This window comes from Campylobacter sp. (assembly GCF_052170435.1).
Classification (GTDB): domain Bacteria; phylum Campylobacterota; class Campylobacteria; order Campylobacterales; family Campylobacteraceae; genus Campylobacter_A.
Genome location: NZ_JBQNAN010000017.1, coordinates 18,049 through 38,723 on the forward strand (window position 1 = coordinate 18,049; position 20,675 = coordinate 38,723).

18 protein-coding genes are annotated in these 20,675 nt (G+C 44.9%); 10 read left to right on the forward strand and 8 right to left on the reverse strand.

Annotation, left to right across the window (positions count from 1 at the left end; genetic code table 11):
* The first annotated feature begins 5 nt into the window (after positions 1-5).
* A complete protein-coding gene (locus ACTTJF_RS07535; protein WP_442551416.1) occupies positions 6-1,208 on the forward strand; it encodes a peptidase M50 in 1,203 nt (400 codons plus the stop codon).
* Positions 1,205-1,498 carry a metal-sulfur cluster assembly factor gene (locus tag ACTTJF_RS07540; RefSeq protein ID WP_122863605.1) on the forward strand — a complete coding sequence of 98 codons (294 nt, stop codon included), beginning with the start codon at positions 1,205-1,207 and terminating at the stop codon, positions 1,496-1,498. Before ACTTJF_RS07535 ends, ACTTJF_RS07540 begins: the two co-directional genes overlap by 4 nt.
* A gap of 331 nt (positions 1,499-1,829) precedes the next feature.
* Here ACTTJF_RS07540 and ACTTJF_RS07545 read toward each other — a convergent pair whose 3' ends face one another.
* Positions 1,830-3,026 carry an ABC transporter permease gene (locus tag ACTTJF_RS07545; RefSeq protein ID WP_442551417.1) on the reverse strand — a complete coding sequence of 399 codons (1,197 nt, stop codon included), beginning with the start codon at positions 3,024-3,026 and terminating at the stop codon, positions 1,830-1,832.
* A 247-nt stretch (positions 3,027-3,273) separates the two neighbouring features.
* Positions 3,274-5,859, reverse strand: coding sequence for a preprotein translocase subunit SecA (secA, locus tag ACTTJF_RS07550; protein ID WP_442551418.1), 2,586 nt, complete (start codon positions 5,857-5,859; stop codon positions 3,274-3,276).
* A gap of 87 nt (positions 5,860-5,946) precedes the next feature.
* Here secA and lolA point away from each other — a divergent pair, with 87 nt between their 5' ends.
* Entirely contained in the window at positions 5,947-6,459 is a 513-nt protein-coding gene (gene lolA / locus ACTTJF_RS07555; protein WP_442551419.1) for a LolA-like outer membrane lipoprotein chaperone, read from the forward strand.
* Between the two features lie 455 nt (positions 6,460-6,914).
* Here the strand turns inward: lolA and ACTTJF_RS07560 are convergent, their stop codons facing one another.
* Both ACTTJF_RS07560 and ACTTJF_RS07565 read right to left on the reverse strand, forming a co-directional pair.
* A complete protein-coding gene (locus ACTTJF_RS07560; protein WP_442551420.1) occupies positions 6,915-7,418 on the reverse strand; it encodes a hypothetical protein in 504 nt (167 codons plus the stop codon).
* A complete protein-coding gene (locus ACTTJF_RS07565) occupies positions 7,415-8,737 on the reverse strand; it encodes an ATP-dependent DNA helicase (protein WP_442551421.1) in 1,323 nt (440 codons plus the stop codon). The genes ACTTJF_RS07560 and ACTTJF_RS07565 overlap by 4 nt, the downstream gene beginning before the upstream one ends.
* Before the next feature lie 44 nt (positions 8,738-8,781).
* On the opposite strand from ACTTJF_RS07565, the gene ACTTJF_RS07570 reads away from it, so the two are divergent.
* Both ACTTJF_RS07570 and ACTTJF_RS07575 read left to right on the forward strand, forming a co-directional pair.
* Positions 8,782-10,857 carry a M15 family metallopeptidase gene (locus ACTTJF_RS07570; RefSeq protein ID WP_442551422.1) on the forward strand — a complete coding sequence of 692 codons (2,076 nt, stop codon included), beginning with the start codon at positions 8,782-8,784 and terminating at the stop codon, positions 10,855-10,857.
* A gap of 308 nt (positions 10,858-11,165) precedes the next feature.
* A complete protein-coding gene (locus ACTTJF_RS07575; protein ID WP_442551423.1) occupies positions 11,166-11,417 on the forward strand; it encodes a hypothetical protein in 252 nt (83 codons plus the stop codon).
* A gap of 137 nt (positions 11,418-11,554) precedes the next feature.
* On the opposite strand, the gene ACTTJF_RS07580 is transcribed toward ACTTJF_RS07575, so the two are convergent.
* Both ACTTJF_RS07580 and ACTTJF_RS07585 read right to left on the reverse strand, forming a co-directional pair.
* Complete coding sequence (locus ACTTJF_RS07580) at positions 11,555-12,052, reverse strand: DUF523 domain-containing protein (protein ID WP_442551424.1); 498 nt, start codon at positions 12,050-12,052, stop codon at positions 11,555-11,557.
* A gap of 155 nt (positions 12,053-12,207) precedes the next feature.
* A complete protein-coding gene (locus ACTTJF_RS07585; protein WP_442551425.1) occupies positions 12,208-13,062 on the reverse strand; it encodes a D-amino-acid transaminase in 855 nt (284 codons plus the stop codon).
* A gap of 130 nt (positions 13,063-13,192) precedes the next feature.
* Between ACTTJF_RS07585 and ACTTJF_RS07590 the strand changes: the two genes are divergently transcribed.
* On the forward strand, positions 13,193-13,702 hold the full coding sequence (locus tag ACTTJF_RS07590; protein WP_442551426.1) for a hypothetical protein: 510 nt from the start codon (positions 13,193-13,195) through the stop codon (positions 13,700-13,702).
* On the opposite strand, the gene ACTTJF_RS07595 is transcribed toward ACTTJF_RS07590, so the two are convergent.
* Together ACTTJF_RS07595 and rsmH are read right to left on the reverse strand one after the other, a co-directional pair.
* Entirely contained in the window at positions 13,703-13,987 is a 285-nt protein-coding gene (locus ACTTJF_RS07595; RefSeq protein WP_442551427.1) for a hypothetical protein, read from the reverse strand.
* Entirely contained in the window at positions 13,977-14,909 is a 933-nt protein-coding gene (gene rsmH, locus ACTTJF_RS07600) for a 16S rRNA (cytosine(1402)-N(4))-methyltransferase RsmH (RefSeq protein ID WP_442551428.1), read from the reverse strand. The genes ACTTJF_RS07595 and rsmH overlap by 11 nt, the downstream gene beginning before the upstream one ends.
* A 54-nt stretch (positions 14,910-14,963) precedes the next feature.
* Here rsmH and ACTTJF_RS07605 point away from each other — a divergent pair, with 54 nt between their 5' ends.
* The 4 genes from ACTTJF_RS07605 (at position 14,964) to ftsZ (ending at position 19,759) form a co-directional block, all read left to right on the forward strand.
* Positions 14,964-15,551, forward strand: coding sequence for a class II aldolase and adducin N-terminal domain-containing protein (locus ACTTJF_RS07605; protein WP_122863617.1), 588 nt, complete (start codon positions 14,964-14,966; stop codon positions 15,549-15,551).
* A 122-nt stretch (positions 15,552-15,673) separates the two neighbouring features.
* Positions 15,674-17,137 (forward strand): peptidylprolyl isomerase, encoded by a 1,464-nt coding sequence (locus tag ACTTJF_RS07610; protein WP_442551429.1) that lies wholly within the window; start codon positions 15,674-15,676, stop codon positions 17,135-17,137.
* 22 nt (positions 17,138-17,159) lie between these two features.
* Positions 17,160-18,593 (forward strand): cell division protein FtsA, encoded by a 1,434-nt coding sequence (gene ftsA, locus ACTTJF_RS07615; RefSeq protein ID WP_185898688.1) that lies wholly within the window; start codon positions 17,160-17,162, stop codon positions 18,591-18,593.
* A 17-nt stretch (positions 18,594-18,610) separates the two neighbouring features.
* A complete protein-coding gene (ftsZ, locus tag ACTTJF_RS07620; RefSeq protein WP_442551430.1) occupies positions 18,611-19,759 on the forward strand; it encodes a cell division protein FtsZ in 1,149 nt (382 codons plus the stop codon).
* Positions 19,760-20,675 lie beyond the last annotated feature (916 nt).

Consider the following 20,675-nt stretch of genomic DNA (forward strand, 5'->3'; position numbering starts at 1 on the left):
AGGCCATGCTTTTAAACACCTTTGCGCCGCCTTTTAAGCTGGTGGGCGGTTATTTTATCGCGGGCATTTGCTTTTTGATCGCGAGTATTCCCGCCTTTTTCGCGGCGGATTTTGAGACGATCGCGGGGCTTGAGACGGCGGGATTTTTACACGTGTTTTTCGTCGGCTTTGTTATGAGCATCATCATCGGTGCGCTTTATCAGCTCACTTCGGTGATTTTAGAAAAGCCGTTTTCGACGATCAAGGGCGCGGTGGCAAATTTAGCCCTTTACTGCGTGGGCGTAGCGTCGATGAGCTACGGGATGATCAGCGGCAAAACGGGCTTCATGCACGGCGGCGGCATGGCGCTTTTTCTTGCGCTGCTGTTTTTTGGCACGACCTATATCGTTAGCTTTATGGATAATGAAAAAAAGAGCTTCGCGGCCTTTATGCTTTTTGTTTCGGCGATATTTTTACTCGCCGGCATCTCGCTTGGATTTTGCCTTTTGATGATACTTTCGGGCACTTTGCCGATGGATTTTATGTTCGCGCTTAAATTTCACGTCTATTTCGTGCTCGGGTTTGTTTTTTTCATTATCGTTGGAGTAGCGACCGTGCTGTTACCGATGTTTGCCTTGGCGCACGATCTAAAATTTACGCTTAGCAAATTTGCCTTCGGGTTTTATATTTTGGCAGGAGTTTTGCTCTTTTTTGGCGACATTTACGCGTATTTTGCTTTTGGGGCGGCGATCGTATGCTTTGTCGCGGAGGCGCTACATATCCTAAAAAAGCGCGTTCGCAAAGCGTATGACTACTGGAACGTCAATATCGCTCTTTCGCTCGCGGCCTTTGTGCTGTTTTGCGCATTTATCGCGGCGGGTAGATACGATATGGCGGTATTTATGCTGATTTACGGCTTTTTGTTTGCATTTATCGCGGCCCATCTTTACAAGATCGCGCCATTTCTCATCTGGTACCACTACGTAGCGCCCTTTGTGGGCAAGACAAAAGTGCCGCTACTAGATCAGATGATCCTCAAAAAGCCCGCATATATCGGCATCGTCTTTAACGCCATTGGGCTTGTGCTCTACGAACTTGGCGTCTGGCTAGAGATAAAATCGCTCGCGCACTGCGGCGTGGCTAGCCTGCTCGTTAGCATCGTTTTGGTCGCGATAAATATGATAAATGTTTTTAAATTTACGAAATTTGGAGTAAAGGAAGAAAAATGAAAGAAAAAATCTACGGCGCGCTCTCAAACATCGTTGATCCCGAGGTTGGCTTTGATATCGTGTCTCTGGGGCTGATTTACGACGCGGTTTGCGACGAGAACGGCAAGGCGAAGGTCACGATGACGCTATCTACGCGCTCATGCCCGCTGCATGAGATGATACTAGGCTGGGTGGAGACGGCGGTGCTGAATGTCGACGGCGTAAAAGAGTGTGAGATAGACCTCGTGTGGGAGCCTGCGTGGAGTATCGAGATGGCGAGCGACGAGGTGAGGGCGGCGCTGGGGGCGTGATTTTGGCGCTAGGCGTGGTCAAATTTTGCCGAGTTGCCGACTAAATTTGACCTCGGTTTTTATTTATTTATAAGCTTGTCTAGGGTGCGTACTGTTTTATCCGGACGAGCTCGTATTTGCTCCTCGATATGACGTCGTTTTCGCATCCGATCTGCTGCTGGGCGGTATAGATACGTCAATGGCAAAACTGACTAGCTGCGAGGGTTTGGCGTCAATCGCCTAAAGCGCGCAAATTTTAAATATTTTATTCTTTTTGTTTTATCGGATTACTCGCTTTGCTTAGCAAATAGCGCAAAAGCTCCAATGCTCAGATACAAGTTTAAATTAATAACTACTCATTCCTAAGCGTCTCAAGCACGTTTATCTGAGCGGCTTTTTTGGCCGGGTAAAACGACGAAAACGCCACGATAACGACCGCTCCGACTAAAATCATAACAAGATCGATCAAAGATAGCTCCATAGGAAGTTTCGTGCTGCCGTAGACGTCGGCCGGCAAATTTATGATATCAAAGCTACCGAGTAGCCACACGCCAAAGAGCCCGAGCACGAGCCCAAACACTATCCCGCCCCCGCCTATCGTGGCGCCGAGAGCAAAAAAGCTCTTTTTGATCTCGGCCTTGCTAGCGCCCAGCGAGAGCAGTAGCGCGATCTCTTGGCGGCGGTTCATGACGGTCATGAGCAGCGAGCTTATGATATTTAGCGAAGCAACCAGGATGATGAGCATCAAAACAATGAAAAGTGCGCGCTTTTCGAGCGCCAAGGCGGAGAAAAAGTTGCCGTTTTGCTGCCACCAGCCGATAGCTTTTTGCCCTAGACGTAGCTCGCGCGAGATCTTTTCGATATCGGCGAACGGATCGTTTGAAAACACGTGTATACCGTCAAATTTGCCCTCGTCGTACTCGAGTATCTTGCGCAGCGCCTCCACGCTCGTGTAGAGGTAGCTTTTGTCATAGGCTACGAGCCCCGAGCTAAACGAGCTCACGACGTCAAAGCGCTTCATTTTAGGCGTTAGCGCAAAGCCGCTCGGGTCGTTTTTGGTAAAGATGAGCGTGAGTTTGTCGTTTTCGTTTATCATCATCTCGTTTTTGACGCCTTGACCTACGAGCAGGCCGTATCCGTCAAGCTCGCGGTCCTCAAGGCCTGCCGCCACGACCGAGTTTATCTGTTTTTCGTCGGTTGAATTTACGCCAAAAAGCAGTCCGCCCTCGAAGCTATTTGCTCCCTTTATGATAACTTGACTCATGATATATGGGCTAAATTTGAGATTTGGAAACTTCTGTTTTAGTTCGCTAACGTCGCTCTCGTCGATATTGCCGCGTATGGCGGAGAGGATCGTGATCGGGTAGTTCATGGTAAAAAGTTTGCGCTCAAATTCCTTGTCAAAGCCGTTCATGATCGCCATCGCGACGATGAGCACCATGAGCCCGACGCCGACGCCCAGAAAAGCCAAAAGCGCTGAAAGCATGATAAATGGCTGGGTTTTATCAAACCGTAGATATTTAAAAAGTAGATATTTGGTTAGGCTCATTTGATTTTCCGTTGTTTAAATTTGGGCTTTGGTTTGCTCGCTACTTTTGCGTCGCTCTGTCTTGTTTAAATATTTGCGCTAAGGCAAGTTTAAAATTTAAATCGTCTATCTGCGCAAATTTGACGTCAAATTTTAAACCGCTTGCAAAAACTAGGAGCTTTAAATTTACGTTAAGACTTCGCGCCGCTATAAAAACGGCGGCTAACTTAAATGTTAAATTTAGCAAGCCGCCGCCAAAACGCCAAAGCTAAATTTTATCCCAATCCTCCGCAAAAGCTCCTTTTTTAGGGCCGCTTTTGCCGTGGCAGTCTTTGTATTTTTTACCGCTTCCGCACGGGCACGGGTCGTTTCTGGATACTTTTTTGCCGGGCTTTTCTTCGCTCTCGGGCGTGCTAGCAGCCTCAGTATCTTGCGCTTCTTGCGGTGCAGACTCGGTAGGCTCGGAGAAGCTTAGACGTACGGCCGTTAGCAGCTTGATGCTTTCAAATTTGATGCGGCTAACGAGCTCCATAAAGAGATTAAAGCTCTCTTTTTTATACTCGGTGAGCGGATCTTTTTGGTTGTAGCCGCGCAGTCCGATGCCGGTTTTTAGGATGTCCATCTGGTATAGATGCTCGCGCCACGCGGTGTCTAGTACTTGCAGGCAGAGCACCTTTTCTAGGTATTTGCGCTGACCCTCGCCTATGACGCCCATTTTTTCTTCGTAGTCGGCTTCAAATTTGGCCGTTATCTTCTCGGCAAGCTCGGCGTAGTCGAGATCTTTTAGATCATCTGGCTGCATAAACGCACCGTTTGAGATTATCACGGAGCTTAGTTTTTCGAGATTGTATTCGCTTTTTGGCTCGCCTGCGTAAATTTCAGCCTGAGCTAGTAGGTGCTCAACAAATTCGGCGCGATTTTGTTTGATCTTTTCGCCGACTTCAAAATTCGGATCAAGTAGCTCGTTTCTAAATTTATACACCGTTTTTCTCTGCTCGTTTGCGACGTCGTCGTACTCGAGGATATGCTTTCGCGCTTCAAAGTGCAGGCTCTCGACCTTTTTTTGCGCATTTTCGACGGCTCTAGTGACCATTTTCGAGTCGATGCTTTCGCCCTCTTCGATACCTAGACGCGTCATTATCGCCTTGATGCGGTCGCTGCCGAATATTCGAAGCAAATTATCCTCGAGGCTTAGATAAAAGCGGCTCACTCCAGGATCGCCCTGACGTCCAGAGCGGCCTCGAAGCTGGTTGTCGATACGGCGGCTTTCGTGCCTTTCGGTGCCGATGATGTATAGACCGCCTAGGTTTCGCACCTCGTCGTCGATACGGATATCTACGCCGCGTCCGGCCATATTCGTAGCGATCGTAACTGCACCGCGAGCGCCGGCTTGAGCGATGATCTCGGCCTCTTTTTCGTGATTTTTAGCGTTTAGCACGGAGTGCGGGATCTTTTCTTTTACTAGCAGGTTATGCAGCTTTTCGCTCTTTTCGATCGAGGCGGTACCCACAAGTACGGGCTGACCGCGGTCGTGAGCCTTTTTGATCTCGTCGATCACGGCTTTAAATTTCTCGTTTTCGGTTTTATAGATGAGATCGTTGTTGTCTTTTCTTATTACCGGCACGTTTGTCGGGATCGAAACGACATCAAGCTTGTAAATTTGCGAAAACTCGGTTGCCTCCGTCTGCGCCGTACCCGTCATGCCCGATAGTTTTTTGTAAAGCCTAAAGTAGTTTTGAAATGTAATATCTGCTAGAGTTTGGCTCTCCTCTTGGATCTTTACGCCCTCTTTAGCCTCGAGCGCTTGGTGCAAGCCCTCGCTAAATCTTCGTCCTTCGCTTAGTCTGCCCGTAAATTCGTCAACAATTACGACTTGGCCTTCGCGAACGACGTAGTGCACGTCTTTTTCAAAGAGATTGTGCGCTTTTAGAGCTTGGTCTAGGTGGTGGCTCAAAATCGCGTTTTCCATATCGTAAAGATTTGCCACACCAAAGAGCTTTTCGGCCTTTGAGATGCCCTCTTCGGTGATAGCTATCGTGCGGTTTTTCTCATCGACGGTAAAGTCGCCCGTAGCCTTTTCTTGCGGAGTCGTAGGCGGTTCGCCTCGCTTCATCTGGCGAGCGACTTCGTTTGCTTTGATGTAGCCGTCTAGCGTGCGATTCGTAGGACCCGAGATGATGAGCGGAGTCCTGGCCTCGTCGATGAGGATACTATCGACCTCATCCACTATGACGAAGTTATGCTCTCTTTGCACCTTGTCTTTGAAATCCATTTTCATATTATCGCGCAGGTAGTCAAAGCCGAATTCGTTATTCGTACCGTACGTGATATCGCTGGCATATGCGGCTTTTCGCGCTTCGTCGTCGTATTCGCCGCCTAGTATCACGCCCACGCTAAGGCCTAGAAATTTATAAATTTCACCCATTTGCGTCGCGTCGCGTTTGGCGAGGTAGTCGTTTACCGTCACGACATGCACGCCCTTGCCGCTCATCGCGTTTAGCACGACGGGCAGGCTTGCTACGAGGGTTTTGCCTTCGCCCGTTTTCATTTCGGCGATTTTGCCGTCGTTTAGCACCATGCCGCCGATTAGCTGAACGTCGAAATGGCGCATATTTAGCGTCCTTTTACCGACCTCGCGCACGATGGCGAACACATCGTCTAGCAGCTCGTCCTGACTCTTTTCGCCGTTTTGCACCTGCGCTTTAAACTCGTTAAATTTAGCCTTCAGTTCATCATCGCTCATCGCTTGATACTTACTCTCGAGCGAGTTTATGTAGGCGACTCGTTTGAAATATTTTTTTACTTCCCTGTCGTTTTTCGTACCGAATATTTTTTGCATAAACGCCGTTATCATTTCTAGCCTTTAAATTTTATTAAAGTTTGGATTTTAACATTTTATTATTTAAACTTAGCTAGAATTTTGCCCGGTAAAGGAAAATATATGAAGAAAATTTTAGCATTTTTACTATTTTGCGCCTCGGCTTTTGCGGCTACGTTAAATTTCGTCACGCTTCAAAGCGACTTCGTGCAAACCATCACGAGCGAGAGCGAAACGGTCGATTACTACGGTAAATTTTACGCAAAAAGCAACAACCGCGCCTACTGGATCTACGAGCGCCCGACGCCTAAAAAAATCTACTTTGATAAAAACCGCGTCGTCGTGATCGAGGATACGCTAGAGCAAGCGATCATCTCAAAATTTGAAAAGGCGCCCAATCTAATCGACGTCGTTAGAAACGCGGTCAAGATTACAGACACGCTCTATAAGGCCAAATATGACGGCGTGGAGTATCTAATCACCGTCAAAAACTACATCCCGACAAGAATCGACTACGAGGACAAGCTCGGCAATAAAATCAAAATCACGTTAAGCAACACGAAAAAGGATTTTAAGATAAGCGATGATTTGCTGACGCCGGTGATACCGTCGTATTATGACGTCATAAACCAATAAATTCTTTGCAAGAAGCAGCTTGTCTTTTTCCTTCATACTTCGTTGGATTTAAATTTTACTCGGTCACTACCGACGAGGTAGCTCCCGTCGTAAAATTTAAATCCGCCTCGTATAAAGAAAAAATACTGCGCCTTATCGCCTTTCGTTCAAATTTGAAGTCAAATTTGTAAATTTCGACTTCAAATTTTACGCACTAAGACCAGTATCTTGAAAATATGAAATTTGTCTCCCCTAAAATTTATAAAACTAGCGACGCTTTGCGCCAGCAAAGCTATGTCGCCACATCTCACATCGTAGGGGTTGGGGGATTTTTAAGGGGGAAGGGAGCGACTTCGTAATTCAAGCCCCTTCCCCCTTAACAATAAAGACTAAAATCCAAATTTTACCAAACAAAATTTAGCACCTTAAAGGTGCGGGTCTCGGTGCGTAAAATTTATAAATTTAATCCCAAATTTTTACTGCTCTCCAAAGTCTTTGCCAAAATCATCTATCTGATTTAAATCCATCGGTTTTAGCTGATTTTTATTTCCTCTAAGTATATCCTCGACTTGGTCTTTTTGCGATCTTTTAGAGCCCGTGGTTTTGACGTTTTTTAGCGCTTCAAGTAGCTCTTCGATATTTGGTTCGCGCACGGTTTTTAGCGAGATGATGAGCACCTCGTCGATATCTACCGAGTGCTTCTTGGCGGTGTATTTCACCAGCGTGTCTTTAAATTTTTCCTTGCCGAGCGAGGTTAGCAGATCCTCGACGTAAAAGCTACCTATAACGACGTTTAGCGCGTCAAGCACGTATGCTTCGTTATCCGCGACGTCGCGCCCCTCTAGACGCAGGCTCATGCTTACTTTTTTGATCGAGCTTTTAGCGTCTCTGGAGTATAGATCGGTTTCAAAATTATCGATATTTAACGTCTCGGCAAAGGCCATAACCGCGGCAAAAGCCAGCGCAAAAATCTTTTTCATACGTCTTCCTTAATGTTTTCAAATTTGTTTTCAAGATAGAATTTCTCGACCTCTTCGTCTATTTTAACGACGCTTTGCAAATACTCTCTAAACGGCCGACTTTTGCCGTAAAATATTCTCAGCTTTTTCGGATCTATCGCCCGCGATAGCGCGACGTAGAGCTGCCCGTTGGCAAAGATATGATTTAGGTCGCAGACTAAATTTTCGATGCTCATACCTTGGGATTTATGGATCGTGATCGCGTAGGCTAGCTTTAGCGGAAACTGCGTCAAAGACGCCCTTGCGCGCTCTTCAAGATGCTCGCCCGCCATCATGAACTCGCTCATATCAAATCTCGCTCGCTCTACCTCGACGATCTCGCCGTCAGCTTTTTGCACGATGACGCTTTTTATCTCGCCGCCTTCTTTTAAAATTTGCATTATCTGCCCGCGCTCGCCGTTATAGTACTCGCCCCATTTATTTACGGTAAATATAACTTTCGCGCCGATTTTTATGTTTAAAATTTCAGGCGCGTAGAGATTTGCGATCCAGCGATCTAGCGCGTTTTCGTTTAAATTTTCATCGTAAATTTCCACTAGCGCCTCGGCTCTTTCAAGCGGCGCGGGCAGTTTGGAAAGCATCTTGTTATTTAGCTCGTCCGCTTCGTAGTTTCGCCCAAAAAGCACGCTCGTATCGTCATCTACCTGCACGCTTGGCACGCGTAAATTTTCGATATAGGCAAACACCCCTTCGCTCAGCCGTCCGACGCGAAGCATAGATAAGATATCGTAAAATTTCTTATCCTTCGTGCGTTTTGATACGACTAGCTCGATATTTTTAAACTCAAATTCATGCCACGAGCTAGAGTTAAAAGCATAAAGAAATTTAAACAGCGAGCTACCGTCATCGCCGTTTTTTCGCACGGGCGGCAGCTGATAAAAGTCGCCCACGAGCATCACGCGCCCGACGAATCGCGAGCTCATCAAGCGGTAATAAATCATATCCATCAGCCCCGCGCTGATCATCGAGATCTCGTCTATCACGATGAGATCGCATGCGTCGAGCATCTTTTTTAGTTCACCGAGCTTTCCGCGCTGTTTGCGGTCGTAGCCGCGTAGCTCCTCAAGGTTTGAACAAATGCCGAATTTAAAAAAACTATGCACGCTCACTCCGCCGACGTTTACCGCCGCGATGCCGGTACTACCCAGCACCACGACGTTTTTTAGCTCGCTTTTATAGTGCTTGATGACCGCTTGCGTGAGGTGGCTTTTGCCCACGCCGCCGCGCCCGGTGAGAAAAACGTTTGATCTTTCTAATATTTCTAAGAGCTGATTTAGCACAAATTTCCCTAATTTTTTGTAAAATTATAGCTTATTTTTAAGGAGTGAGATTGAAAATTAATAAATTTATGCTTTCTACGGCAGTAGCGTTAGTAATGCTAGGCGGTTGCGCATCGTCAAAAGATGCCACTAGTGCGGTAAATTTACCCGATCAAGGCGCCAATACAGCGCCAGCATACGATATGCCCGAGGAGAGCTCGGACGAAAATTTAGGCCACATCAGCTATCTAAAATTTGACGTCGATCAAAATGCAAATGCGCTACCGATACTGCCTTTTGAGGCGCAAAGTAGCGGCGAAACTCTACTGCAAAAACGCTTTAACGCGCTTGATCTAAAAGCGCCGACAATAGCTGCAAAAGACGCGTTTTGGGGACTTGAGTACTATAAAAATACGGCAAAAAGGCAGTATTATTTCTCAAATATGCGCAAAATCCCAAACGAATGGTTTGAAAAAGTGCGCAAAAACGCTAGCGTGGAGAGCTTCGGCAAAGTCTCCCTACCTGCGATAACGACGGCAAACGCGAGCCTGCGAAATCTGCCGACCGATGAAGCCGTGCTTTATAATCCCGTGCGCGCAGGCGAGGGGCTGCCGTTTGACTACGCTCAGCTATCTTTCATCTCGATCGGTTATCCGCTTTACGTTTCGCACTTTTCGGCCGATGGCGCGTGGGCGTTCGTCGGTAGCGACGCCGCATGGGCCTGGGTGAAATCGACCGAAATCAAAATTTTAAGCGCAGACGCCGTGTGGGAGCTAAAAAACTCTAAATTTTTAAGCATTATCAAAGACGAAGAGCCAGTATATGATAAAAACGGTAACTTTTTATTTTACGGACGTATAGGCGCGATTTTGCCGTTTCAAAGCGAGGATCAGTTTAAATTTTACGGCAAAATCCAAACCCAAAGCGGGCTAAAAAACTACGAGATCTCAAAACAAAGCGCAAGCCGCTTTCCGCTTAAATTTAGCGACGAAAACGTAAGGGCGCTGGCGTCATCGCTACTCGGGCAAAGCTACGGCTGGGGCGGGTTTGGCGGCAAGCGCGACTGCTCGCTGTTTTTGCAAGATTTCCTCGGTAGTTTTGGCGTGTGGCTACCCAGAAACTCAAAGGCTCAAGGCCAAATCGGCAAGGTCGTAAGCCTAGCAAATTTAAGCGCGGAAGAAAAACTGCACGTCATTAAAACGCAAGCAGTGCCGTATAGAACGCTATTTCATATGAACGGGCACATCATGCTCTACGCGGGTCTGCGCGGTAACGAACCGCTCGCCGTGCACGATGTCTGGGGTATCCGCACGAAAGATAACGGCAGGGCCATGATCGGCGGCATAGCGATCACGACGCTAAGAATCGGCTCGGACATCCCCGAAATCGATCCAAAACGTTTGCTAGTCTCGCGGATAAACTCCATGAACACCTTTGAAATAGCTAGCGGCGAAGAGGCTCAGCGCGCAAAACAATCGGCGATCGAAAAAGCTTACGGCGTGAAAATCGTCGGCAACGAAGTGATTTTTGCAAACGGCGCTAAGATCAAATTTGACGACGGCGAGGTAAAGGACACGGCGCATCTGCTAAATCTTGCCGACATCGAGGATACTTTTGCACAGCCTTATCCATTATTTAAGCCTCTAGCGCTACCTGGCAATGACGCGGGTAGATACCGAAACTACGAGCTTTTGGATAAAATTTACGGCGCGAACGAGGCGGAAGTGAGGGCAAATTTAACGGATGTCGTTTGGTTAAAAAATCACGGCGGCAAAACGTTTAAATTTAACTCCAAAAACGGCGCGGCAACTGCCTTGCAAGCCGTTTCAAACGAGCTTGACGCGCTGGTCGTGCAAAAGCCTGAGCTGCTAAAATTTCTCGATAACCCGTCAGGCTCGTTTAACTGGCGCGTGATCGAAGGCACAAAGCGAAAGAGCGCGCACTCATACGGCATCGCGATCGACATAAATACCGACAAGAGCGACTACTGGCGCTGGAGCAAAGACGGCCGCTACCGCAATCAAATCCCTGAGGAGATCGTGCGCGTATTTGAAAAACACGGCTTCATCTGGGGCGGGCGCTGGGTAAGCTTTGATACGATGCACTTTGAGTATAGACCTGAGTTTGGACATTTGAGATAAATTTTACGGCGGTTTTAACTATAAATTTGGGCAAATTGGGCTCGAATTTATCGCTATATTTTGGCTGGCGGCAGGATGTTGCCGCTTTGCCCTCTGTAAAATTTGAGCTCTAATAAAGGCGATAGACGGTTTAAATTTGACTTTTTGGTTATGCGTAAATTTAAGCACCAACGGTTCAAAATTTATCTACCGCTTTAGCTGCTTGTAAAATTTACTCGTTAAATTTAGTTCCGGCTGCACGGCGGTCTGTATATCGAATTTGTTTTAAGCTTAAGTAAATTTGATAAATTTTGGCTCAAACTTGCTTTATGGCGGAAACTATAATAATGTTTACGCCGCCCGCTAGCAACCTAAACCAAATTCTCACTAACAAATTCCTGCTGTTTAATTTACAGCCTTACGTTACTGTGATTGCAACGCTCGAGCTTATAAACGCCTCTTGCAGCTCGCTCTCAAACATCCGCTTGATCTCGCTTCCAAGCACGCAGTTACCCTCTCGCCAGGGGCGGCAGATGACGTTTCCTTCTTCGCCACGGCTTAGACAGACGCAGTTAAAATAACTCTTATCCGAAGCATTGTCCGAGATAAGGTAAACAAGCCCGCCTTCAGGGATAAAATTCCCTCCTCCAACCCGCGCGGCGTTGGCATTATTTTTATCGCCGCTCCAGCGTAAAATTTCGCGCCGGCTGCTATATCTTTAACGTTTACCCACTCGGCTATTTTCCGCCTCTTTTTCCAAATTTAGCTCCGTAAGCGCACTTTCGCCGACGATGTGAACGCCAAGTTTTTTTAGGGCCGCTGCGGTTAGGCCGTCGCCGCTAACGAGCCGCCCGGTAAAGCTTCCGTCATAAATTTCGCCGCTTCCGCAGCTTGGGCTTCGCTCTTTTAAAACCGCAATTTTACAGTCATTTTCGCGAGCGATATCGGCGCAAATTTGAGCACCCAAAACAAACTCCCGCGTCACGTCGCAGCCGCTAAATTTGGTTAAAACCCGTCCGTTTGCGCAAATTTCGGCAGGCTCGCGCGGGGTCGTTAGCCCGCCCAGATACTCCGGACAAACGGCGATTAGCTCGTAAATTTGTCTAAGTTTAGCGAGCGTGTCCGCAGGGACAGCGTCAGCGTTATTGCCGCCGTTATATTTGCAGTTTTCGCCTAGCAAACAGGCGCTGATTAAAATTTTGGGTTTATTTTTCATAGTTAGTTCCGAAATTTGATTGCAGGTAGGCGTTTTTAGCTCAAATTTACTAACGCTTCGGGCGGCAAATTTACCGCCGATCGGTCAAGTCAAATTTGGCAAATTTTAAGCCGCCTCACGCAAAACACAAGGCAAGCTTAAACGCCACCTTTAGCCTAAAGCCCGGCCTCTTTTTTGATTCTATCTATATACATTTGTCTTAGCATAGGCACATATTTACCGACTTTGCCGCCGCTTATCGGCTTGCCGTCGGCCTTGACTACGGGCAGTATCGGTAGTGTCGCAGCCGAGATAAACACCTCGTCGGCATCGTAAACGTCATCCATCGTAAACGGTCGCTGCCTTATCTCAAGCCCAGCTTTCTCGGCAAAGCCTAAAATCACCTTGCGGCGGATACCAGGCAAAATCTCGTTTGAGAGCGGTTTGGTTATCAGGACGTTATCTTTTATGATAAATGCAGACGAGCTAGTAGCCTCGGTCACAAAACCGTTTTCGACCATGAAACCCTCGTAGGCGCCGGCTTTTACGGCTTGTTCTTTAGCGTAGCACTGCGCCAAAAGCGAGATGGACTTGATGTCGCGGCGCTTCCAGCGGATATCCTCGACGCTAACGACCTCGATGCCGGTCGCGGCGTCAGGGTTTGCGACGATATCTTTTTCGTAACAAAACACGAAACAAGTCGGTTTTAAGCCTTTTATAAATTTAAAATCCCTATCGGCGACGCCGCGGGTGACCTGCATATAAACGCCGCCTTCTTTTAGGTTGTTTCGCCAGACTACTTCCTCTAAAACGCCCCCAAAATCGCTCTTTGAAAGCGGCAAGCTCAGCTCAATCGCAGCCAAACTCCTCTCAAATCTTTCCCAAAAATCATCCCTATCCACGAGCCGTCCGTTTAGCACCGGCACGACCTCGTATATGCCGTCGCCAAAGATAAATCCGCGGTCAAATGCGCTAACTTTAGCCGCCGCCGCGTCTATAAATTCGCCGTTTAGATATACTATTCCGTTCATTTTTTCTCCTTAAAATTTAAGTAATTTTAGCTCAAATACTCTTAAAAAAGCGTTGCCTTAAGTCCAAATTTTAGCTTGGATTACGAAGTTTTTGATATAATTGGGGCTAAATTTAAGGACAATCAGAAAGATGAAAAATAACGCGCTAAAAAATTTGATCCTAGAAAATATCTTCGTTATCTCGAAGCAACCCGTGCTGTTTCGCGATCTGCTCGAAGCAAACTGCCTTTTTAACGAAGGCATGTTGATTGATCCTGCTAAGCTAAATTTTAAATTTCGCTACGCAAGAACTTACCTTGTTTACGGGCTTTTGTGCTTCGTCGTGTTTTTTGTTTTGCTGATTTTGACGCATCATCTTTTTACCAAGCTTGACTTTCACCTCTCGATCGTTAGCTCGGTAGTAGGCACTTCGGCGGTTTTTATCGGCTTTGATATGTTTAAAATTTGGGCGAGAAAAGCCGTTAGCAAGGAGCTCATAAAAAAGGCTTGGAGCGTGCATTTTCCGTATTTTAGCTACGAAAAATACTCCACGAAAGTCGAGATGATCTACAACGAAGCGGTAAAAAACGAAATCCCGCGCAAGGACTTGGAGCAGTACGTCCTAGAGCACCTAGTCGCGCAGTCGGAGGCCGGGATTTAGCTATTGCAGGATGAGCGGGTCTAAAATTTGATTTTTATACTTCATTCTTTCAAGCTTTAGGCGAAGCTCTCTATTTTCTTCGAGCAAGACGTCGCGTTTGCCGCTTAGATCGCCGATTTCGCGACTGATGTAATAAATTTGATTCGTGATGTAAATTTTAGGTAAAAACAAAGCAAGCGCGATAAAAAGCCCAAGATAGGCCGTTGCTAGCGTTTTGTAGTCTAAATTTCGTTCCTTTTTTTGCTCGCCGCTGCTAAACTCTAAAACCTCGTTTTTATCTTGCATTTTTACCTCTTGAAATTTTAAAAATCCTCATTTTCGCACAGCTTGAGCGCGGATTTGCCTTGATCTCGGCAGCGCTTGGCGTTACCGCTTTTTTGCTAACGATTTTACCCAGCGCGTTATCCCCTCCGCACGTGCATCTAAGAGCCTGTGGCGGACAAATGCAGCTTTGCGCCCACTGTCTAAATTTATTTTTTACGATGCGATCTTCTAGCGAGTGAAAGCTGATTATCGCCACGACGCACTCGTCGATCTGCGAATCCTCGATGCTTTGGAGCAAATTTTGCAGTTCTCCAAGTTCGTTGTTTACCTCTATCCTTATCGCCTGAAAAGCTAACGTCGCCGCGCTAACGCTGCGTCCGTTTATGCCCTTTAGCCCGATTATTTGCGCGAGGCGTTCGGCGCTTTTTATCTCGCCGTTTTGCCTGGCTTCTACTATTTTAGCGGCAAATTTGGCAGGGTTTGGTAGCTCGCCGTAGTCCTCAAATATACGCTCCAGCTCTTTTGCGCTGTAAGAATTTACTACGTCGTAAGCTGAAAATTTAGCCTGCGCGTCCATCCGCATATCTAAATTTTCGCTTTTTAAGCCAAACCCTCGCTCGTTTTTATCTAGCTGCAGCGACGAAACGCCGATGTCGGCTAGAATGCCGCGAATTTGACCTTGCTCTACTTTGCCCAAAATTTCTGAAAATTTACTCTTAAAAATTTGCGCTCTTTGACCGAATTTTTTCAGTCTTTCGGAGCTAAATTTGATCGCTTCTTCATCTTGATCGCAAGCTATCAAATTTGCGTTTTGATTTTGCTCTAAAATCGCGCTGGAATGCCCGCCGTATCCAAGCGTACAATCGACAATCGCGCCGCTTTTTATATCCGCAAAAGCTTGCAAAACTTCATCAAGTAGCACGGGAACGTGTGGGGAGTTCAAATTTAGCCTTTATTTTTTGTGTATAATAACAAAAAAAGTTTATAAAAGGTTAAAATGGACTTAAAATACTGCGCAAGCGAGATCAGCAACATAGCTCTTTCGATGTTTAGAAAAAACTTTTTCGGCGTCTTTCACGGCTCTATTTCGGCTAGAATTCAGCACGACTCTTTTTTGATCAATAAAAGAACGACGATTTTCGATAATCTCAAAGAAGAAGATCTCATAATGCTAAACTCAAAAAGAGATTACCGCTGGAATGATGCGAGCATAGACGCGGACATCCACCTAAATATATACAAAAATATAAACGAAGCCAAATATATCTGCTACGCTATGCCGCCATACCTAACGGCTTATACTTTGGGGCATTCTTTTATACGACCGAGGGATTATTTCGGCTATATCAAACATCATGAGATCCCGATTTATGATCCAAAACAGTTTGACGACTGGTATGAGCGTGCGGATACGGAAATTTATCGTTATATGTTAGAGAATAAAACTAACATAATGGTCATCAAAGGATACGGCGTATACGTGCATAGCAGAACCCCGTATCAGCTGGCAAAAGACGTCGCAATCCTTGAAAATACGTGCAAATTGCTAAGCGTAGCGCACCTTTACGAGTCGGAGCGCAACTAACGCTTTTAAAAATGTTAGTAAAATTTTTGAAATTTTATCGATAGAAAGCACGTTTTTAAGGTGATATTTACGAAATTTCAGTAAAATAATGCATAAAATTTTTATAAATTTGAAGGAACTAGATGATAACTTGGATGCAAAAGCATAGAAAATACCTCGTCGTGACGATTTGGGTGAGCACGATAGCCTTCGTCGGAGCGGGCTTCGTCGGATGGGGAGCATACGATCTAAACGCGAGCAGAGCTAGCTCGGTAGCTAAGGTCGGGCACAGAAATATAAGTATTCAAGAGTTTCAAAACAGATACGGTCAGCTTCACGCATACTACAGCCAGCTTTTTGACGGACAGCTAAGCGACGAAAAAGCAAGCGAGCTAGGCATAGAAAATTTAGCATTAGAAGCGTTAGTAAACGACGCTATGCTTTTAAATTTCGCCGATGATTTAGGACTCGGCGTAAATGACGAAGATATAGTAAAATACATCATCGCCGATCAAAACTTCCACTCAAACGGCAAATTTGACAAAGAGCTTTACAAAAATACCCTAAAAAGAGCTAGAATCACTGAAAGCGAATATGAAGAGGGCTTAAAAAACGTGATACTTTTAGACAAACTAAGACACGCTTTAAATTTGCCTGCAAATGCCCAAGATATAGATATGCTAACGGCTAGCTTTTTGATGCAGGATAAGATTTTGATGAAAGTCGTAGAGGCTGGCTCGGACGAAATAAAAATAGATGAAGATGCGCTAAAAAAACTCTGGGAAGAGCACAAGAATGAATATAAAACTATGACCGAATTTAAGCTTGATACCAAATTTATCCCGGCTATATCAAGCGATGCAAATACTACCGAGCTAATGGAATTTTATAACGAAAACAAAAACGAGTACAAGGGTAGTGACGATAAGATAAAAGATTTTGAGGCTGTAAAGGATGAAGTCCTAAAAGACTACAACCTAAAGCAGACTAAAAAAGTCGCTCTTGAAGAGTACCTAAAGATCAAAAAAGACGAGAAGCAAGCGGACGTCTCGGTATCTACATTTGAAGATAACGCAAGCTTGCCGATGGATGAGCTAAAGCTAGCCAAAAAAGGCGATACGCTAAAACCGTTTGAATACGAAGACGGCTATATGATAGTAAAAGTAAAAGAGATCGTAGCGCCGAGAGTAATGAGCTTTGAAGAGGCGAAAGATCAAATTTTAGAACTTTATAAAGAGCAAAAAACTAAAGAAATCGTAGAAGCAAAGGCAAAAGAGTTGCTTGAAAAAGGATTTCAAGGTACCGATATAGGATTTGTTAGTAGAGATACCGTGAAAGCCGAAGGCGGACTAAGCGAGGGCGAGTTTAATATCTTCGTCAATCGCCTTTTTGAAAAAGGCGGCAAAAAGGGCTATGTATCGCTTGGCGATAAGGCTGTAGTTTACGAGATAGCGGAACAAAAACTAACAAACAGCGAAAAAGAGAAAGAATATAAAGAAATAATAACTCAAAACGTAGGTTTCTTAAAAAATAACGAGCTTATTAGGGATTTGAGCGGTGCGCTTTCTAAGCGTTATAAAGTAGAATATTACGTTAGTAAAAAGTAAAATATTTTAAAAAGGTATTGAATTGGGTACTAAAATTTTAGGCATCGACGTAGGTTCCGTTCAAATTTGCGCAGTCATAGGGCAGCACGATGAGACAGGGCTTAAAATAATCGGAATAGGAACCGCAAAAACTCAGGGTATAAAAAAAGGCGTCATAACAAACATCGAACTAGCTTCAAAATCAATAAAAAGCGCTTTAATAGACGCTCAAAGGATAGCCGGCACTCGCTACGAAAAAGTAGTGGTGTCGATCTCGGGAGCTTACACTAAAAGCGTCGAGAGTAACGGCGTAGTAAACGTACCGACATATGAAATCGGCATAAAAGAGATCCATCGCTCAATGTCTGAATCCGAGCGAAGGGCGCAAATCCATAGCGATTACGAGAAGCTGCACATACTTCCTTATAATTTTAAAGTAGACGACCAAGAGCATATAGAAGATCCTTTAGGTATGAACGGAAGCAGGCTCGAGGTACAAACGCATATCATAATGGCACAAAAATCATCTCTGAGCAACCTCAGAAAAGCGCTAAATTTGGCTGGAGTCGAGCCTGATAATATCGTGCTTTCTAGCTACGCTTCGGCTATCGCGACACTGAATCAAGATGAAAAGGATTTGGGTGTAGCATTTATAGATATGGGCGGCGCCACGTGCAATATGCTGGTTCATTCCGGAAATTCGATAAGATATAACGAATTTCTAGGTATCGGCTCGGCAAACATCACAAACGACCTTTCTGCTGCACTTCATACGCCTATTTTAAAGGCTGAGGAGATAAAGCTAAGCTACGGCTCTCTTATAAATAAAGCAAATGAGTTAGTAGAAATCCCTCCGATAAACGACGACGGAAAGACACAAGAAGTGTCTCTTGACGTTATCTCAAACGTAATTTATGCAAGGGCCGAAGAGACCCTAATGATACTAGCCAAGATGCTCGAAGATAGCGGATATAAGGCCTCGATAGCGGCGGGCGTAGTGCTCACGGGCGGCATGACTAAGCTTGAGGGCATCAGGGAGCTTGCTTCGGTTATATTTGACAATATGCCGGTCCGTATAGCAAGACCAAAAGAGATGGAGGGGCTTTACGAAATTTTACGAGATCCGGCAAATTCTTGCGCGATCGGACTTTGTATGTACGGCGCAGGCTACTTTACGCCTTACGAGATAGACTCCGAAAAGAAAATGCGCTTTAAAGACGAAGCTATCTTAAGAAATAAAAATTTAAAAAATATAGTAGACGATTCGAAATCCAAGAACAAAGACGATAGTAAAAAGTCCGACGAAAACGGAGAGAAAATTTTTAACGGAACGGTTTTGGACGACAACTATATAGATGATTTAAGAATAGATGATGAAAGAACTTTACAAGACGAACTAAACGAAGATGAGAGCAAAAAAGAGAAAAAACCAAACGTGTTTTCTCAAATTTGGAACAAACTAACACAACTATTTTAAAAGGAGACTGAGTTAAGATGGGTAACTTTATGGTAGAAGAGAAAAAACCTTCATACGGCGCTAAGATAAAAGTAGTGGGCGTAGGCGGCGGCGGCGGCAATATGATCAATCATATCATCAGAGAAAGAGGCGGCGAGATGGATATCGAGCTAATAGTCGCCAACACTGACGTAAAGGCGCTAGATAGCTCTTTAGCATTTACTAAGCTTCAGCTCGGAGAGAAGATCACAAAGGGTCTTGGCGCAGGCATGAATCCAGACGTAGGAAGCAAGGCCGCTCAGGAAAGCTACGAGGAGATCAAAACTGCTCTTGAGTATTCAGATATCGTATTTGTGGCTTCTGGTCTTGGCGGCGGTACAGGTACAGGCGCAGCTCCTATCGTAGCGCAAGCTGCAAAAGAGATAGGCGCTCTAACTATAGCAGTCGTAACTATGCCGTTTGATTTCGAAGGTAAAAAGCGTTACAACCTAGCTCTAAAAGGCCTTGACGAGCTCAAAAAAGAGTCTGACTCTATAGTCGTAATACCAAACCAAAGACTAAAAGCGCTTATAGACAAAAAAGCAGGCATCAAAGAAAGTTTTAAAATAGTTGATAATGTTTTAGCTCGTGCCGTTAGCGGCATGTGTACCATCGTACTTGACTCAGGAAACAGCGACATAAACTCCGACTTTGCGGACGTCAAAAAGGTAATGGAGCACCGCGGTATGGCGCTACTTGGTATAGGCGAATCAGAGGGCGAAGGCGCAGCGCAAGAAGCCATCAAAAACGCCATCCAGTCTCCGCTTCTAAGCGACATCACGATAAACGGTGCCGTCGGTGTTCTCGTTCACTTTAAATACCACCCGGATTCTCCTTTCAGCGATATCGAAGAGGCAATGTGCTTAATACAAAATTCAGTCGACGACGATGCTGATATCATATGGGGCACCACAAGCGACGAAAGTTTTGAGAACAACAGAGTTCAGGTTACCATCATCGCGACCGGCTTTCAGGGCAGAGAAGATGAAAACCCTACTGTAGCAACTCCTGCTCCTGCTACGATAAATTCTAAAAACTCGTTTTTAGACCAAAGGATAAGCAGACTAAAAGTCAGCGGTGGATACAACAGTGAAGAAGCATCGATAGTTCTTGAAACACCATCTTACATCAGAAACCAAATGGATTAATAAAAGGATTGGGCTTCCAATCCTTTTTAAATTTAACTGCGTCGCCGTCTTATAAAATATTTAAAATAAGCATAAATTAAAAACTCAAAACTAAATTTAAACCGTGAAAATATCCGTTGTTTTGTGTCATTCAAAAACCGATAAAATCCGACATCGCATAAAACGATAAGGCAAATTTCACGCTCTGATTCGTTATTTACGTCAAATTTTACCTTGTCCTCCGCTGAGGTTTATATGGCCACGCTTTACTCGATTTTGGCTCGATGTAGAATATGCTTTGCCGAATTTGCCTAAAAGGCAAGGATGGCTTCATCTGGATGCATGCTTCTTGCGAGACGAGAAGCATCGACCGTGAGTGGTTCCATAAAGTGTGTATTTTATTGGTTTTTTACGGGCCAATAAAAATTTGGATCGTTTAAGTGGCCGAATTTACGCAATGAGAATAAATCAAACAATAGATTAAGATTTATTCCATTTTAAAATTTAACTAAAACCCGCTAACTCAAAATTTAAACAGGCAAAATTTGCTTTTAGCTAGTCGGTAAAACCTGCGCCTTGACGGTGTTAAAATTTAATCTAAAAACTACATAGCACAAAACGAGTAGCAGGGTTTTAGTAAGCAAATTGACGCAGCGGTATGGGGTGATAAGCAGGGCAGTGAAAGTAAAATTTAGAGTAAATTAGCTTTTTTAAATACCGAAACATTGTAATTTTTTTAGTTTTTGGATAAATTCCGGTAATTCTTAATTTTAAACAAAATCGTGCCTAACAAAGAGCAAGCAAAAATAAATTTGCTTAGCGGTGGGAGTTGATTTTAGATAGAGTTGCGGACGGTTTAATTTAAAATAAACACGGTCAATTAAAAAGGAATGTCCAAATGCACTTTATATAAGGCATCATTTATTTCGGTGTTTAC

Bases quoted from the DNA above. Each gene is read 5' to 3' on its own strand.
- ACTTJF_RS07535 (WP_442551416.1), top strand. From the start codon at position 6: ATGCTTTTAAACACCTTTGCGCCGCCTTTTAAGCTGGTGGGCGGTTAT.
- ACTTJF_RS07540 (WP_122863605.1), top strand. From the start codon at position 1,205: ATGAAAGAAAAAATCTACGGCGCGCTCTCAAACATCGTTGATCCCGAG.
- ACTTJF_RS07545 (WP_442551417.1), bottom strand. From the start codon at position 3,026: ATGAGCCTAACCAAATATCTACTTTTTAAATATCTACGGTTTGATAAA.
- secA (WP_442551418.1), bottom strand. From the start codon at position 5,859: ATGATAACGGCGTTTATGCAAAAAATATTCGGTACGAAAAACGACAGG.
- lolA (WP_442551419.1), top strand. From the start codon at position 5,947: ATGAAGAAAATTTTAGCATTTTTACTATTTTGCGCCTCGGCTTTTGCG.
- ACTTJF_RS07560 (WP_442551420.1), bottom strand. From the start codon at position 7,418: ATGAAAAAGATTTTTGCGCTGGCTTTTGCCGCGGTTATGGCCTTTGCC.
- ACTTJF_RS07575 (WP_442551423.1), top strand. From the start codon at position 11,166: ATGGCGGAAACTATAATAATGTTTACGCCGCCCGCTAGCAACCTAAAC.
- ACTTJF_RS07580 (WP_442551424.1), bottom strand. From the start codon at position 12,052: ATGAAAAATAAACCCAAAATTTTAATCAGCGCCTGTTTGCTAGGCGAA.
- ACTTJF_RS07585 (WP_442551425.1), bottom strand. From the start codon at position 13,062: ATGAACGGAATAGTATATCTAAACGGCGAATTTATAGACGCGGCGGCG.
- ACTTJF_RS07590 (WP_442551426.1), top strand. From the start codon at position 13,193: ATGAAAAATAACGCGCTAAAAAATTTGATCCTAGAAAATATCTTCGTT.
- ACTTJF_RS07595 (WP_442551427.1), bottom strand. From the start codon at position 13,987: ATGCAAGATAAAAACGAGGTTTTAGAGTTTAGCAGCGGCGAGCAAAAA.
- ACTTJF_RS07605 (WP_122863617.1), top strand. From the start codon at position 14,964: ATGGACTTAAAATACTGCGCAAGCGAGATCAGCAACATAGCTCTTTCG.
- ACTTJF_RS07610 (WP_442551429.1), top strand. From the start codon at position 15,674: ATGATAACTTGGATGCAAAAGCATAGAAAATACCTCGTCGTGACGATT.
- ftsZ (WP_442551430.1), top strand. From the start codon at position 18,611: ATGGGTAACTTTATGGTAGAAGAGAAAAAACCTTCATACGGCGCTAAG.